Annotated in this window: 14 protein-coding genes; 11 read left to right on the plus strand and 3 right to left on the minus strand. The window is 68.2% G+C overall.

From position 1 onward, the window contains the following. Window positions 1–167 precede the first annotated feature (167 nt). From ACQEV8_RS04265 to ACQEV8_RS04280, 4 genes are all read left to right on the plus strand, one after another. Entirely contained in the window at window positions 168–1031 is an 864-nt protein-coding gene (locus ACQEV8_RS04265) for an NADP-dependent oxidoreductase (protein ID WP_432957441.1), read from the plus strand. Window positions 1032–1036: 5 nt separating this feature from the next. Then, window positions 1037–1483 (plus strand): SRPBCC domain-containing protein, encoded by a 447-nt coding sequence (locus ACQEV8_RS04270; protein WP_432957443.1) that lies wholly within the window; start codon window positions 1037–1039, stop codon window positions 1481–1483. 127 nt (window positions 1484–1610) lie between these two features. Continuing rightward, the gene (locus tag ACQEV8_RS04275) at window positions 1611–2393 is read left to right on the plus strand and encodes an NAD(P)-binding domain-containing protein (protein ID WP_432957445.1); all 783 of its coding nucleotides are present in this window, start codon (window positions 1611–1613) and stop codon (window positions 2391–2393) included. A 209-nt stretch (window positions 2394–2602) separates the two neighbouring features. Further along, a complete protein-coding gene (locus ACQEV8_RS04280; RefSeq protein WP_432957447.1) occupies window positions 2603–3205 on the plus strand; it encodes a HutD family protein in 603 nt (200 codons plus the stop codon). Between the two features lie 196 nt (window positions 3206–3401). Here the strand turns inward: ACQEV8_RS04280 and pruA are convergent, their stop codons facing one another. From pruA to ACQEV8_RS04295, 3 genes are all read right to left on the minus strand, one after another. Then, window positions 3402–5027 carry an L-glutamate gamma-semialdehyde dehydrogenase gene (gene pruA, locus ACQEV8_RS04285; RefSeq protein ID WP_432972434.1) on the minus strand — a complete coding sequence of 542 codons (1626 nt, stop codon included), beginning with the start codon at window positions 5025–5027 and terminating at the stop codon, window positions 3402–3404. Window positions 5028–5106: 79 nt separating this feature from the next. Further along, the gene (locus ACQEV8_RS04290; protein ID WP_432957448.1) at window positions 5107–5883 is read right to left on the minus strand and encodes a GntR family transcriptional regulator; all 777 of its coding nucleotides are present in this window, start codon (window positions 5881–5883) and stop codon (window positions 5107–5109) included. Then, complete coding sequence (locus ACQEV8_RS04295; RefSeq protein WP_432957450.1) at window positions 5880–6833, minus strand: proline dehydrogenase family protein; 954 nt, start codon at window positions 6831–6833, stop codon at window positions 5880–5882. The genes ACQEV8_RS04290 and ACQEV8_RS04295 overlap by 4 nt, the downstream gene beginning before the upstream one ends. Before the next feature lie 543 nt (window positions 6834–7376). Between ACQEV8_RS04295 and ACQEV8_RS04300 the strand changes: the two genes are divergently transcribed. The 7 genes from ACQEV8_RS04300 (at window position 7377) to ACQEV8_RS04330 (ending at window position 15820) form a co-directional block, all read left to right on the plus strand. Continuing rightward, window positions 7377–8555 (plus strand): FAD-dependent oxidoreductase, encoded by a 1179-nt coding sequence (locus ACQEV8_RS04300; protein WP_432957451.1) that lies wholly within the window; start codon window positions 7377–7379, stop codon window positions 8553–8555. Beyond that, window positions 8552–9763, plus strand: coding sequence for an allantoate amidohydrolase (locus ACQEV8_RS04305; RefSeq protein ID WP_432957452.1), 1212 nt, complete (start codon window positions 8552–8554; stop codon window positions 9761–9763). The genes ACQEV8_RS04300 and ACQEV8_RS04305 overlap by 4 nt, the downstream gene beginning before the upstream one ends. A gap of 199 nt (window positions 9764–9962) precedes the next feature. Then, window positions 9963–11144: a tyrosine-type recombinase/integrase gene (locus tag ACQEV8_RS04310; RefSeq protein WP_432957453.1), complete on the plus strand. Its 1182-nt coding sequence runs from the start codon at window positions 9963–9965 to the stop codon at window positions 11142–11144. Further along, window positions 11033–11563 carry a hypothetical protein gene (locus ACQEV8_RS04315; protein WP_432957455.1) on the plus strand — a complete coding sequence of 177 codons (531 nt, stop codon included), beginning with the start codon at window positions 11033–11035 and terminating at the stop codon, window positions 11561–11563. Before ACQEV8_RS04310 ends, ACQEV8_RS04315 begins: the two co-directional genes overlap by 112 nt. A gap of 592 nt (window positions 11564–12155) precedes the next feature. Next, a complete protein-coding gene (locus ACQEV8_RS04320; protein WP_432957456.1) occupies window positions 12156–12743 on the plus strand; it encodes a TetR/AcrR family transcriptional regulator in 588 nt (195 codons plus the stop codon). Window positions 12744–12802: 59 nt separating this feature from the next. Beyond that, the gene (locus ACQEV8_RS04325; RefSeq protein WP_432957458.1) at window positions 12803–13474 is read left to right on the plus strand and encodes an enoyl-CoA hydratase-related protein; all 672 of its coding nucleotides are present in this window, start codon (window positions 12803–12805) and stop codon (window positions 13472–13474) included. A 96-nt stretch (window positions 13475–13570) separates the two neighbouring features. Continuing rightward, window positions 13571–15820 carry a molybdopterin-dependent oxidoreductase gene (locus tag ACQEV8_RS04330; protein ID WP_432957460.1) on the plus strand — a complete coding sequence of 750 codons (2250 nt, stop codon included), beginning with the start codon at window positions 13571–13573 and terminating at the stop codon, window positions 15818–15820. Window positions 15821–15877: the final 57 nt, after the last annotated feature.

A 15877-nucleotide genomic window follows, 5' to 3' on the forward strand; every position in this document is an offset into this window, starting at 1 on the left:
TGGCCGTCCTGGTCAGCTTGGTGGTGCGCCCCGGGCCCCGGCCGGATGAGGTGCTTGTGCCGTGCCGACCCGCACGCATCACGAGAGGCAGAGTTGTGAAAGCCGTTCAGTATCAGAAATTCGGCGGACCCGAGGTCCTTGAAGTCGTCGATGTTCCGGATCCGAAGATGTTCTCCGATCTCGTTCTGGTGAGAATCGAGGCCGCGGCCCTCAACCCGGCGGATCTGGGATTCCAGAGCGGAGCCCCGGATCCGCTTGTGGACTCCCTCTTCCCGGTGACCCCTGGGTGGGATCTGGCGGGGGTCATCGAGCAGGCCGGAGTCGCGACGACGGGATTCAGGCCGGGCGACGAGGTGATCGGCTTCGTCCGCGACAAGGCCATGCACTACGGCACCTACGCCGAGAAGATCTCGGCCGAACCGCGCCAGCTGGTCCGCAAGCCGAGGAACCTGAGCTGGGCCCAGGCCGCCGGGCTGCCGCTCGCCGGACTCACCGCCTACCAGGCGATCGTGCACAGCCTTGAGGTGACCGCCGGCGACACCGTGCTGGTCCACGGGGCGGCGGGCGGGGTGGGGCACCTCGCCGTTCAGATCGCCGCCGCGCGGGGCGCACGGGTGATCGGGACGGGCTCCGAGGCCAGCCAGGAATTCATCGCATCCCTGGGAGCGACGCCGGTGCGCTACGGCGACGAGCTCGTCGAGCAGGTACGCAAGATCGCCCCGGACGGGGTCGACGCGATCCTCGACACCGCCGGACGCGGCTCCCTGGCCACGACGCACGCGATCGCCGCCCTCGGGGCGCGGGTCGCTTCCATCGCGCTGTCCGCCGCCGAGTACCCGGGAGCCATCGACGTCTTCGTCCATCTCGACGGCGATGACCTGACCCGGCTGGTGGAGCTCGCCGAGGAGGGCAAGCTCACGGTGCACGTCGGCCGGACCTTCCCCCTCGCCCAGGCGGCGCAGGCCCAGCAGCTGCTGGCCGGCGGCCACGCCCGGGGAAAGATCATCCTCGAAAACAATAAGGAGATATGAGAAACATGGAGAGCAGTTCAGTCATCACCGCAGTCACCGACATCGCAGCTTCCCCGGAGGAAGTGTGGAGCGTACTGACCGACTTCGCCGCATACGCACAGTGGCACCCCGGGCTGCTTTTCACCGAACTCCCCGATGAATTCCTGCCCGGAGCCCCGCTGCGGGCCCAGGTGACGAACGGATCCGAAGCCGACGGGGAACACGACTTCACCGTCGTCCACTACGAGGCACCGCGGCGGTTCGCCTGGGAGGCCGGAGTCCCGGATGTTGTCAACGCACTGCATTCCTACGTCCTCGAGCCGTATGACGGCGGAACGCGCCTCACGGAATCCGAGGAGATCACCGGCCCGGCCGCCGCGCAGTTCGTGGACGGCGACGGCCGGTCCCGGACGGAGGAGCGCTACGTGAGTTACGGCAAGGCCCTGGCCAAGCAGGTCGAAGCCGTCCGCTGACAGTTCCGCGCAGCCCACACCCCTGAGCACCCCATCCCCCAATACGCCCGCGGCCCGGACTCCCCTCGGTCCGCGGGCTCCGGCTGGACCCAAAAGACACAGCCCCCCACCCACAAGAAGGACAGCAATGAACGACACGCTCGGCATCATCGGCAGCGGCAGCCTCGGCGGCGCGGTTGCGCGCCTTGCCGTCAACGCAGGGATCGACGTGGTGCTCAGCAACTCACGCGGCCCCGAAACCCTGCGAGGCCTCACCGACCACCTCGGCCCCCGGGCACGCGCCGCCACTCCGGCGGAGGCCGCCGCGGCAGGCGACTGGACGGTCGTCGCCGTCCCCTTCAGCGCCGTACCCCACCTGCCCGCCGACGCCCTCGCCGGGAAGATCGTCATCGACGCGAACAACTACTACCGGTCGCGGGACGGCGTCATCGCCGCTCTGCCGGCGGACGGCCTGACCGCAGGAGAGCTGTTCCAGCGGTACGTGCCGGAAGCACGCGCGATCAAGACCTTCAGCACCATCTACTTCGAGCACCTCATCACCCTCGCCCGTCCCGCCGGATCCCCGACCGCAGCGCCCTTCCGATCACCGGCGACGACGACGCGGCCAAGAAGTCCGTCACCGCCCTGCTCGACCGGCTCGGCTACGACACCGTCGACGCCGGCGCCACGGCGGAGAGCTGGCGCGTCCAGGACGGCAACCCCGCCTGGGTTCTCCCCTATCTGGCGGATCCCCGACTGCCCTGGCCTCAGGACCCGGGAAAGCCGGCCGGCGTCCAGGAGATTCGTGCGGCCCTGGCGCAAGCACACAACAAGTCCTGACGAGGACGTATCAGACCCCGGCGAAGAAGCAGGCCAACAAAGCCGATCGCGTCCGTCCGCGCGGTCTGCGAGCACGCCTTCGCACACCTGAAGTGAGGTGCTCCTCCGGCTCGCGAGCCTCGCGGCTCACCCCGTCCGGTGAGGCACCCCCGCCCTGCGCGTCTGGTCGGTGCGTAGGCTGGCCCCGGACTCGATGATCACGTGGCTGGGCACTCCCGCGATCCGACGACCGAGAGACCGGTGGCCCGGGTTCGTCGGTGACGCGGCCGGCCGGATGACGGAGCAAGGAGACGGTGTCGTATGGGCGGAGATGCTCTGCGCTGGAGCGAGTATCGCAGCGTGCCGTGGAAGAACCGCGGCGGTACGACCCGAGAGGTCGCGTCGGGCACTGTGCACGCGCCCCTGGCCTCGATGGAGCCCGCGGACGGCTTCGACTGGCGGGTGAGCGTCGCGGACGTGGACGCGGGAGGCTCTTTCTCCACCTTTCCCGGGATCGATCGCGTGATCACCCTCGTCGAGGGCGAGGGCATGGTGCTGACGGTGGACGGAACACCGCATCCGGTCGGGCCGTTGAGTCCCTTCGCCTTCTCAGGCGACGCAGCGACGGACTGTCAGCTGGAGGCGGGCGCGGTCCGCAACATGAATGTGATGACCCACAGGGACCGGGCGACGGCACAGGTGCGGATCATCACCGTTGCCGCTGCACAGGGGGAAGAGATGGCGTGCGCCACGGGCGAGACGCTCCTCGTCATGGCTGTCACCGAGGGCATCGCCGTCGGCGGACCGGACGGCCGGGAGACCACGCTCGGTCGCCTCGACTGCGTGCGTCACGAAGGCCCGGTGGCGCTGACTCTGCGGGGCGACGGCACGGTGGCCGGGATCAGGGTCACCGCGGCGTGCTGACGACGTGAACCGGCGCCCGCCGACTGGTCGTCTCGTCCTCGGTGTCGACGATGTACTGACGCTCCCGCATCATGGCGCGCACGCCGCACCAGTGACGTCACGATGACACCGCGGCGGGGCGCGTCGGGAGCCCGGCCCTGCGCACCCCGCCGTACGGTCACAAGTCGCCGGCGCGGCCATCTGCACGGGCACGACGTCACCGCTGGAGGTACGGGTAGCTCCAGTCCGTGGCGGAGGTGAGGCTCTCCTTGATGAACCGCGGTGAGATCCAGCGCTGCAGCGCCAGGCGCGAACCGGTTCGGTCGTTGGTGCCCGAGGCCCGGCCGCCGCCGAAGGACACCTGGCCCATGAGTGCCCCGGTCGGCTTGTCGTTGATGTAGGTCATGCCGGCCGTGTTGCGGAGTTCGTCGAGGGCCTTCGAGATCGCCCGGCGGTCGGAGGCGAAGACGGACAGCGTCAACGCGTAGCCGCTGGCACGGTCGACCTCGCGCAGGACCGTGTCCCACTCGCCGTCCTCGTAGACGTACACGGTGAGCAGCGGACCGAAGAACTCCTCCGACAGGGTGAACGCCGTCGGGTCGGTCGTGGTGTAGATCGTCGGGTCGACGAACCAGCCGGTCGATGTGTCGGTCCTGCCGCCCACCAGGAGCTCGTGGGTGTCGAGCGCGTTCGCGCGGTCGAATGCCGACTGGAGGCGGTCCGCGGCGGTCCGGTCGATCACCGCACCGACGTACGTCTCGTGCCTGGTCGGATCGCCGACGGGCAGCTCGCGGACGATGTCCACCAGCTCGTCACGGAGCTTGTTCCACACCGAGCGCGCGATGTACGCGCGCGAGGCCGCGGAGCACTTCTGCCCCTGGTACTCGAAGGCCGAACGGACCAGCGCGGTGCGCACGGCGTCGATGTCCGCCGTCGGGTGGACGAGGACGGCGTTCTTGCCGCCGGTCTCGCCGACCAGCCGGGGGAAGGAACGATAGGTGTCGATGTTGTCGCCGACGGCGCGCCACAGGCTTCGGAAGACCGCCGTGGAGCCCGTGAAGGTAAGGCCCGCGAAATCCGGGTCCGCGATGGCGGTGGAAGACACCGCGGCGCCCGAACCGTGGACCAGGTTGATGACGCCCGGCGGCAGCCCGGCCTCCTCGAGCACCCGCATCGTGACCTCGGCCGCGAGAGCCGCCTTCTCCGCGGGCTTCCACACGACGGTGTTGCCCATGAGGGCGGGGGTCGTCGGCAGGTTGACGCCGATCGCGGTGAAGTTGAACGGGGTGATCGCGAGGACGAATCCCTCCAGCGGACGCTGGTCGAGGATGTTGATGTCACCGGGAAGCGACGCCGGCTGGTCGGCGTAGATCTGCTGCGCGAGGTGCGCGTTGAAACGCATGAAGTCCGCGAACTCACTTGCGGCGTCGATCTCCGACTGGTGGAACGTCTTGGACTGTCCCGTCATGGTCGTGGCGACCAGCTCGTCGCGGTACTTTCCCGCCGCCAGGTCGCCCGCTCGCAGCATGATCGCCGCGCGCTCCCACCAGGGGGTGCGGGACCACTCGTGTGCTGCCGCCAGGGAGGCCGCGATCGCCTTCTTCGTCACGGTCTCGTCCGCCACGGCCATGGTGCCGATGACGCTCCCGTGGGCATGCGGCTCGACGACGCGCGTGGTGTCGGCGGTCATGATCCGCTCGCCGTTGACGACGTGGGGAATCTCCCGCGGGTTGGCGCGGATGTTCTCGATCGCGGCCGATACCGATCGCGACTCCGGCGATCCGGGCACGAAGTCCCGCGACGGTTCGTTCTTCGGCGCGGGCATCCGCGGGTTCGCGGCGATGCTGATGGGTGTGGCGGACATGAGGACTTCCCTTTCAGTTGAGTTGCTTGGCGTACGGCCTACGGTGACGGTGCTGCGGTCAGTGAGCGACGAGCTGGTTCTCCAGACGGCGGCGGGCGCTCGTGACCGACCGTCGGGTGATCGCGACCGCCGCGTCGAGGTCTCGCTCCTCGAGCGCATCGATCAGTGCCGGCTGGGGCTCCCACAGCGATGTGTCATGCGACTCGATCGCGGCGCGGGCCCCGATGACCTTGTAGGGGCGGCACTGGGTCCACAGTGAGTCGACCGTCTGGACGAGAACGTCATTGCCTCCGGCGACGTAGAGCTGCCGGAGCAGGACCTCATCGGCCTCCAGTGCGTCGTGGATGTCCTCGTGAACCACTGCGCGGAACATCCGGTCGCACGCTTCCCGCATGACCGCGAGATCCGAGTCGGTCACCCGGGGCACGCCGAGCCGCGTGGCCTCGATCTCCAGGACGGCTCGGACGTCGTAGATCTCGATCAGCTCGCGGACGGTGAACTCACGGACCCTGGCCCCGCGATGCGGGTGGCTGACGGCCAGCCCGTTCTCGACGAGCAGACGGACCGCTTCCCGAACCGGCATGACGCTGGTTCCCACCTGCTCCGCGATGTCACGGACCCGAAGCCGCGCGCCGGCGTGCAGCTCACCGGTGAAGATGCGGCCCGCGAGCACCTCGTAGACCTGGTCGGCCACGAGCGTGGGGCTGACTCCCGCCGGGATCTCGGCGGCATGGGTGGCCATGGTCGTCGGCACCAGCGGTGTACGGGCGATGGGGGAAGCGAGTTGATGCCGGTCGTCCGACCGTCCTTGAGAACGCCGAGTGAGCTGCATCATGAACCGACGATCGACCGAAGAAAGAGAAGGAGGTTGGCGGGCTTCTCGGCCATGCGGCGCGTCAGATACGGGTACCACTCGGTGCCGTAGGGCAGGTACACGCGCACGCGGTAGCCCTCGCGGACCAGCTCCTCCTGCAGTTCGCGACGCACGCCCTGGAGCATCTGGAACTCGAACGCGCGCTTGTCGATGCCGAGTTCACGGGCCGTCCGCTTCACGGTCTCGATGCAGGCGTCGTCATGGGTGCCGAAGGCGGGGTCGGGAAGGTTGGCGAGTGCCCACTTGGCGAGGTGCTGGTACTGCGCCGTCACGTCGTCGCGGTCCAGGATGGCCACGTCCACCTTCTCGTCGAAGGCGCCCTTGACGAGCCGGATCTTCGGCGGGTTGGCACCGAACTCGTACAGGTCCTGGAAGGTGCTGCGCATACAGGCCTGGATGGCCACGCGGGTCTCCGGGTACTCCGCGTGGCGGCGCCGGAAGATCTCCAGCGTCTCCCGGCCGACGGAGCTGTGCTCCATGTCGACCTCGACCTCGCAGCCGTGGGCACGGGCTGCCTCCAGGAGCCGGCGCAAATTCTTCTCACAGCTCTCCGAGGAGATGACGATGCCGAGCTGGGACAGCTTGACCGACACGGTCGCACTCGCGCTCCGCGGCGCCATGCCCTCGATGACACGGATGTACTCCGCGGTCGCGGCCTCCGACTGCTTCAGGTCGTGGACGGACTCACCGAGCAGGTCCAGGCTCACCTCGATCCCGACGGAGTTGAGCTGCTCGGTGACATCGAGCGCCTCGGCGAGGCTGGTGCCCGCGACGTAGCGCTGCACGATGGGACGGGTCAGCTTGCTCTTGGTGACGATCCGTCCGAGCTTCTTGTTCTCGGACGCCACAAGAAGGAGTTTGTTCGGCACGGGGATGCCCTTCTGATCGGGGTAGAGCGTCTGGAGCAACATGGGATGCGCGGCGACTCCGGGCTCTCCGCGAGAACATCTCCGCCGGGTGAACCACATCGGTCCCGCACGAGTAGGGGTGCGCAGACCTCACCGTAATTTGTGATCACACATCACGCAAGACCCACCCAGATGGAAGCGCCACGCTCCGCTCGGTCGATCCGTGACCGCATCGGTCACCGCATGCCGCCACCGGGACCTGCTCATCATTCCAGCAGGTCACACCTAGGTTCTGACTCACCGAGGGGCTCGATTCGCCGAGCAGGCAACCCCGACGAACCCTGAGCCGGCGTCCGCGAGCACTTCCTAGAAGTTACCCAGCGGTAACCATGGACACCAAATGTGATCACATGCAACGCTCGCATTGCCGCCACGGCTTCCTGGCAGGCGGTCTCTCACACATCCCGGCGCCGGGATGTGACGTTGTGCCGTGCCAGCCCGACAACGGCCGTCGAACCCGCGACCGGGACCCCACATCCGCAGAGGTCTCCGTCCGTAGGCATCGCGACCTTTACTCCGTCACGAACCCACTCACAGGAACTCACCATGGCAACTGAGCAGTCCACCTTTGCCGTTGTCGGCGCGGGACTGGCCGGCGCCGCTACCGCGTGGCGCCTCGCGGAAGCCGGCCACGACGTCACACTCGTCGAGCGCGGCCTACCGGCCGACCACCAAGGCAGCTCACACGGCTCCGCACGGATCTTCCGTTACGCCTACCCGTCAACGCTCTACACCGATCTGGTCCTCCGCTCGCGACCCCTTTGGTCGGAACTGGAGGCAGCAGCCGGTGAGCAGTTGATCAGCCGGACCGGCTGCCTGGACTGGGGCGGGCGGCGGGACCCGGGCGCGCTCGCACGCTCCCTGGAAGAGGTCGGCGTCGAGCACGAACTCCTCAGCCCTGCGACGGCCTCGGAGCGCTGGCAGATCGAGTTCGACTCGCCGGTGCTGTGGCATCCGGACGCCGGGGTGATCGACGCGGAGAGGTCGGTCAACGCGATGGTCTCTCTCGCGACCTCCCACGGTGCCCGACTGCGAACGGGATGGGACGTGCAGACAATCGAGAGGACGACGTCCGGCTATCGTCTGCACGCAGCCGCGGGTGACATGCTCGATGCCGAGCGAGTGGTTCTCTGCACCGGCGGTTTTTTGCCCCGGCTCCTGCAGAACACCGGTGCCGACGAGCGGTTCATAGTCGCGATGCCGCGGTTCACGGTCACCCAGGAGCAGGCCTACCACTTCCCCTACCGCGACGGTGCCGAGGGCTGGCCCACCTTCATCCACAAGACCGAGGCGATAGAGACCTACAGCCTTCCTGGTGGCCGCGACGCTGATTTCCGTGGCCAGAAGCTCGCGGAGTACGCCGCGGGGAAGGCGCTGCCCTCGGCATACGAGCAGGACGGCCAGATCGATCCGGCGAACCGCGAACGGCTGATCGCCTACGTCAAGGACAACCTCCCCGGCCTCGTGCCCGAGCCGTACGCGGAGACGACCTGCCTCTTCACGACGACCCCGAGCGAGGACTTCGTGCTCGACCGCACCGACAACCTCACGGTGATCTCCCCGTGCTCCGGGCACGGCGCCAAGTTCGCTCCACTCATCGGCGTTCTCGCCGCCCATCTCGCCGGCGCCGGCACTCCTGCCGCCGGCCGCGCCGCCCTCCCCCGGGAGTTCCTGGTCGGCGGCAGCCCCGGCGCCGCTTCCCTCCAGAACGGAGGACGGCGATGACCGCCTCGTCGATGATGGCCGACCTGTCCGGAATCGGCCGCGATCCGAAACGCGGGGGCTACAGCCGCCCTGTGTTCTCGCCTGCGGAACTCGAATTGCGGGAGTGGTTCGTCGCGGAGGCCCAGCGTCTGGGACTCGACGTGGAAACGGACCGGAACGGCATTCTCTGGGCCTGGTGGGACGCACCAGGCAGAACTCGTGAAAACGCTGTCGCGACCGGAAGCCACCTCGACTCGGTGCCCGGAGGCGGCGCGTTCGACGGCCCGCTGGGGGTCGTCTCAGCACTCGCGGCGGTCGAGTCGATGCAAGCCTCCGGTTTCCGCCCAAGCCGCCCTGTCGTCATCGTCGTCTTCCCGGAGGAGGAGGGCTCCAGGTACGGGCTGCCCTGCCTCGGCTCCGGACTCATGGCCGGCACAGTCTCCGTGGACCGAGCCCTCGCGCTCAAGGACGAGAACGGTGACACCCTCGCCGACCTCTTCGGCCGCAACGGAATCGACCCCCACCGGGTCGGACCCGACGCGAAGGCCATGGAACGCATCGGCGCCTTCGTGGAGCTCCACGTAGAGCAGGGCCGAGGCCTCGTCGACCTGTCCGAGCCCGTGGCCATCGGCCGCAGCATCATCGGGCACGGTCGCTGGAAGTTGCGCTTCGAAGGCCAGGGCAACCATGCCGGAACGACGTTGATGTCGGACCGCCGCGATCCGATGATCCCCGCGGCCCAGACGGTCCTTGCGGTGCAGGAGGCCGCGCGGGCCGTCACGGGTGCCCGTGCGACCGTCGGAAAGGTGATTCCGGTGCCCGGCGGCTCCAACGTCATCGCCTCAGTCGTGGACGTCTGGCTCGACGTGCGGCACGCGGACGAGTCGGCCCTGCAGCCCCTCGTCGACGAGATCACAGCCCGGGCACACGGACTCGCGCACGCGGCAGCCTGCCGCTCGTCGGTCAGCCGCGAGTCGTACAGCCCGACCGCTACCTTCGACGCCGACCTGATCCAGCGCTTCACGAAGGTCCTTCCGTCCGCGCCTCTGCTCGACACGGGCGCCGGGCACGACGCGGGAGTGCTGGCGCCGTTCACCCCCTCGGCAATGCTGTTCGTGCGCAACCCCAGCGGAATCTCACACTCCCCCGAGGAGTACGCCGAGGACGCCGATGTGGACGCCGGCGCACACGCGCTCGCCCTGATCCTGATGGATCTGGCGTCCGCGTAGCCCTCGCCTTTTCCCCATTCGGCCTGGCTGTAGGTCCAAAATAGGAGGAATTGCATCAGCTGCAACACGCTACGACCTGGCTCGTGTACCAATCACGCTGGTCAAAGCTCTGGCAGCTCGACAGTCGCGGGATCACTCGTAACGGTGACCTGCCAACAAGGATCAGATGCATCGATGTTGTCTCAGATACAACAGATGGGTGATCACTGAGGCTCCCGGTGCGGCACCGCTCGCCCTGGCATCCAACGTCGTCCACCTCGATCCGGAACCGGCGATGTTCTCGGCGATGCGTGAGGGGTGGGCGAGGCAGCAGGCTGCTCGGGTCCTGCAGAAGGAGACGATCAGATCGCGGCTGCGTCTGGTCGCGCGGATGGGCGAGTTCACGGGGTTGTACCCGTGGCAGTGGACGCCGGCGGACGGTGAGGCGTTCATCGCTCATTTGCGCAGCGGGGCGAAGCCGATCCAGCTCTCCATGGCCCGTACCTACGAGGTGATGATCGCCTTGTTCGTCGAGTACCTGCTGGATGCCCGGTACGGCTGGGTGAAGTTGTGTCTGGACAGGTTCGGCAAGGCGCCTCAAGAGGCCTTCTACGAGGGCAACTCGGTCCTGCACACGGTGGAGTACGAGGGCGATCCGCGCAGGCGCCCGCTGGACTACGACGAAGTACAGGCACTGTTCGACGCGGCGGACGTGCGGGGGAAAAGGATCCGTGGCCAGGGCAGGAAGGGCGCGCTCACCGCGCTGCGGGACGCCGCTGTCCTCAAGACCATCTACGCCTACAGCACCCGGCGCACGGAGTCGTCGCGGGTCGATCTCGTCGATCTGCGACGCAGCCGCTCCGCGCCGGAGTTCGACCGCTTCGGAAGCATGACGGTCCGCTACGGCAAGTCGTCCAAAGGGGCTCCGCCCAAGCGCCGGTCGGTGCTGCTGGTGCCGGAGATGGACTGGGTCGCGGACGTCCTGGGCGAGTGGATCGAGGAGATCCGGCCCGCTTTTTCACCGGGCCGGCATCCGGCGCTGTGGGTGACCGAGCGGGTGGGACGCCTTTCGCCTCGTTCGATCAACGAGGCGTTCGTCGCGGCCCGGACTGACGGCGGTCTGGACGAGGACCTGGACTTGCACTGCCTGCGGCACAGCTACATGCAGGGAGACGAGCGTGGCTCGACGCCCACGACCTGTACATCCGGGACCTGGCACAAGCGCACCTGGACGATTGGGCGAGCGCGCATCCGACTCAGCGCACTCGTCTCATCCCGTTCGTCCGCTGGGTGCACGCCCGTCACATCGTCCGTGACCTGGAGATCCACCACCGGCCGAGGCAGTTCCCCGGCACCTTCCAGGACGAGGCAACCCACCAGGCCGAACTGCGGCGCTGCCTGACCGACACCGGCCTACCCCTGCCCGTACGCATCATCGGCGCCCTGGTCCGCCTCTACGCCCTGCCCTTGACCCGGATCGTCGAACTCACCACCGATCAGTTCCACCGGGAAGCCGAGGCCGCCTACCTCACCCTCGACCGCTACCCGGTCCTGCTCCCACCGGCGCTGGCCACCCTGCTCGATGAACAGATCGCCCAACTCCCCGCCCCACAGCCTCCGCAGGGCCACCGGCATCTCCTCCTGCCGGGCGCCGCGCCTGGCCGCCCCCGCAACCCCGTCGGTTTGGCCGACCAGATGAAGCAACACGGCCTCCCCGTACGCGCTGCACGCAACACGGCGCTGATGGAGGCCATCACAGACATGCCGCCCATCGTCGTCGCCGATCTCTTCGGCATCAGCCCCGCGACCGCCCACCGCTGATCCCAGCTCGCTGGCAACCGCTGGGCGCCCTACCTCGCCGCCCGGCAGCGATCACGACTGTAACGACCGACCGGCACGGCTGTCACCAGCGGATTCGGCGGCTGCAGATGCTGGACAGTGGCCGTCCCTCGGCAGGAGGGGCCTGTGACATCCGGACTGGAGCCATGATCTTGGTGGTTTCGGCAAGACGGCGAGGGCGGCCGTCCGGGCACAGCAACTGGACGACATTCGCGTCGAAGCCAGTAGCGATGGCGCAGATGTCGAGACGTGTGTCGGTGAGCGGGCCGATCTGTCGCCCCTCATACGTCCATGTGTTGTTGCCCTGGTGGCACGGTGAGGCGCAGTGCCCGGTCGACGCCCGCCCAGGCCACGACCCGCGCGAGCCCGAGACGCCTTGGCCTCGCCAGATAGTTCGCGCCCACGGAGAGCGTCGCACCCTCTTGCATGTTCTATGCCATCCACCTTAAGTTACTGATTGGTAGATGCGTTGCTTGATGCTTCGCCGTACGCAGGAAAGGACACCGGGCATGTTCGAACGGGCACGCGTCACGGGTGCGCCCGCACAGCTCGCAATCCGCGAGGTGATGGCGGCGTGACCCCGCGCAAGGGCGGCAGCCGGGACCGCATGGTGCTCAGCGCCGCCGCGCTGCTGAGCGAGTACGGGGCCAGCGCCACGAGCATCGACCGGGTACTCGCCCACAGCGACGCCCCGCGCGGCTCGGTCTACTACCACTTCCCCGACGGGCGAGCCCAGCTCATCAATGAGGCGGTCGCACTCGCGGGTGACTTCATCGCGGGACTGATCGACGCCGCCATGCAGGCCGATGATGCGCTGGCGGCGATCGACGCCTTCTTCGGGCTCTGGCGTCAACGGCTCGTCGACAGCGACTTCCGCAGCGGCTGTCCGATCGTGGCGGTGGCCGTGGAGACCAACGACGACGCTCCGCAGCTGGCCCGCTCGGCGGCGGCAGTCTTCGCCCGTTGGCAGAAGGCCCTCGCCGCCCTGTTCCTGAAGAACGGTCTGCCAGAGGAGCGCAGCAAGCGACTGGCAGCGTTCATCATCGCCGCGGTCGAAGGCGCGGTGATCATGTGCCGGGCCGAAGAGAGCACCGCCCCAATCGAGGCAGCCGCAGCCGAGATCCACGAGCTGCTCGCCCTCACCCTGCCTCGCCGTCCCTGAGCCGCGCGACATTCCACAGGCGCGACGCACACCCCATCCCACCGCACCAGGAGGACCCGATGCCCACTCTCGACCGTCACGAAAGCGTCTTCGTACTCACCCTCGGGGACGACGAGAACCGCTTCCACCCTGACTGGATCAACGCCGTCAACGCCGCACTCGACGAGGTCGAGAAGGCGGATGGCCCCCGTGCCCTGGTCACCGCAGCCACCGGCAAGTTCTACTCCAACGGCCTCGACCTGGACTGGCTGTTCGCCCACGCCGACCAGCACCAGGACTACGTCGTCTCGGTCCACGAACTGTTCGCGCGGATGCTGTCGCTGCCGGTCATCACCGTGGCCGCGCTGCAGGGGCACACCTTCGCCGCCGGCGCGATGTTCTCCCTCGCCCACGACTTCCGCGTGATGCGCGCCGACCGCGGCTACTGGTGCCTGCCCGAAGCGGACATCAACATCCCCTTCACCCCCGGCATGGCCGCGCTCATCCAGTCCCGACTGTCGCCGCAGACCGCCCACGCCGCCATGCTCACCGCCCGCCGCTACGGCGGCGCCGACGCGGTGGCCGCCGGCATCGTCGACCAGGCGGTCAGCGAGGACGCCGTACGCTCCACCGCGATCGAGATCGCCCAGGCACAGGTGAACAAGGCCGGCGACACCCTCGGCACCATCAAGGCCCGCATGTACGCCCCTGCCCTGGCCACGCTGCGCGACACCATCAATCCCATGGGCTGACCTCACGGTCCGCACGTCCCCACCCGCCGCCGCCCCACCCCCGGGCGGCGGACTCCCACGCCAAAACGGTTGGCGGTGTTGACGAGGAGAAATCACATGACTGACCAGGCCGACACTGCCAGTTGGCACAAGACCGCGTGCATTCTGTGCGAGAACAACTGCGGCATCCAGATCCAGACCGACGGCCGGCGCTTCGCAAAGATCCGTGGCGACAAGGAACATGTCGCCACCGTCGGCTACACCTGTAACAAGGCCCTGCGTCTTGACCACTACCAGAACGGTGTGGAACGCCTGACCACGCCTCTGCGCCGAGAGGCAGACGGCAGCTTCACCCCCATCGACTGGGACACCGCCGTGCGCGAGATCTCCGCCCGGCTCAAGTCGGTGCGCGACACTCACGGCGGCAAGTCGATCTTCTTCTACGGCGGCGGAGGCCAGGGCAATCACCTCGGCGGCGCCTACAGCGGCGCCCTGATGGGCGCCCTGGGCGCCCGCTACCGCTCCAACCCCCTGGCCCAGGAGAAGACCGGCGAAGGCTTCGTCGACGCCCATCTGACCGGCGGTCACACCGTGGGGGACTTCGAGAACGCCGAGGTCTCGATCTTCATCGGCAAGAACCCCTGGCAGACCCACGGGGTTTCCCGGGCCCGCACCGTGCTCAAGGACATAGCCAAGAACCCGGACCGCACCATGATCGTCATTGATCCGGTGCGGACCGAGACCGCCGACCTCGCCGACATCCACCTGCAGCTGAGGCCCGGCACCGACGCTTGGTGCCTGTCCGGCATCCTCGGCGTCCTGGTCCAGGAGAACCTCGTCGACCACGCCTTCCTCGACACCCACACGACCGGGGCAACAACCGTACTCGAGCAGCTGAAAGCTGTGGACGTCGCTCTCTGTGCCGCCACGTGCGGACTGGACGAGGAACTCCTGCGCACGACGGCCCGCCGGATTGCAACCGCCTCCAGTGTCTCGACGTACGAGGACCTGGGAGTTCAGCAGGGCCCCAACAGCACCCTTGTCTCCTACCTCAACAAGCTGATCTGGCTGCTGACCGGCAACTTCGCCAAGCAGGGCGCGATGCAGCCGCACTCATGGGTCGTACCGCTCGCCAGCTACAGCACCCGCCCGCGCCGCACCCCCGTCACCGGCGCGCGGATGCCCGGGGGTCTGGTTCCCTGCAACGTCATCGCCGAGGAGATCCTCAACGACCATCCCGACCGGTTCCGGGCGATGGTCATCGAGTCCTCCAACCCGGCGCACTCCCTTGCCGACTCCGCCGCCTTCGCCAAGGCCCTCGACAAGCTCGACCTGGTCGTCGTCATCGACATCGCGCTGACCGAGACCGGGCGCCGGGCCGACTATGTGCTGCCGGCCGCATCCCAGTACGAGAAGTGGGAAGCGACCTTCTTCACCTTCGAGTTTCCGCACAACACCTTCCACCTGCGTGCCCCCGTTCTCGACCCGCTGCCCGGCACGCTGACCGAACCCGAGATCTACGCCCGCCTGGTCCGGGAAATCGGTGCCGTCCCCCGTAGCCGTCTCTCCCTTCTCCGCGCTGCGGCTCGCCTCGGCCGCACCCCGTACAAACTCGCTTTCGCCGCCCTGGCTGTTCTCGACAAGAGCACCATCAAGTTGGCCCCCTACCTGCTGTACGAAACCCTCGGCCCCACCTTGCCCAACGGTGCCCGCTCCGCCGCTGTGCTGTGGGCACTCTGCCAGCGCATCGCCAAGGAGTACCCCAAGGCCATGCGCCGCGCCGGGCACGCCGACGCAGAAGCCCTGTTCGAAGCGATCCTCAAGGGCCGTTCCGGAGTCACCTTCACTGAGGACGAGTACGACGACGCCTGGGGCTACGTTCCTCATCCCGGCCACCGCATCCCGCTTCCCATCCCCGAACTGCTCGACCTGCACGCCGACCTGGACACCACTCCGGCCGTGCACACCACCGAGGAGTTCCCGATCGTCCTGGCCGCCGGCCAGCGGCGCGCGTTCACCGCGAACACGATCATTCGCGACACCACCTGGCGCCTTCGCGACAAGGGCGGCACCCTGCGCATCAGCCCGTACGACGCTGAGCAGCTCGGACTCGACAACGGGGCGCCCGCCCGGATCACCACCGAGCGCGGCACCGCAAACGCCACCGTCGAGATCGACGACCGCATGCAGGCCGGGCACGCCGCCCTGCCCAACGGTTTCGGTCTCGATCTGCCCACCGGCAACGGCGGGACCGAACGCACCGGTGTCGCCCTCAACACCCTCACCGACCTGCGCAGGCGCGACCCCATCGCCGGCGTCCCGTGGCACAAGCACGTGCCCGCCCGCATCGAGGCTCTCCCCGCCTGACCCTCCACCCACGACAGGCCAACGCGTCCGCGGACCCTGCTGCACGGGTTCGCGGAC

This window comes from Streptomyces sp. CA-179760, from assembly GCF_050937045.1.
GTDB lineage: Bacteria > Actinomycetota > Actinomycetes > Streptomycetales > Streptomycetaceae > Streptomyces.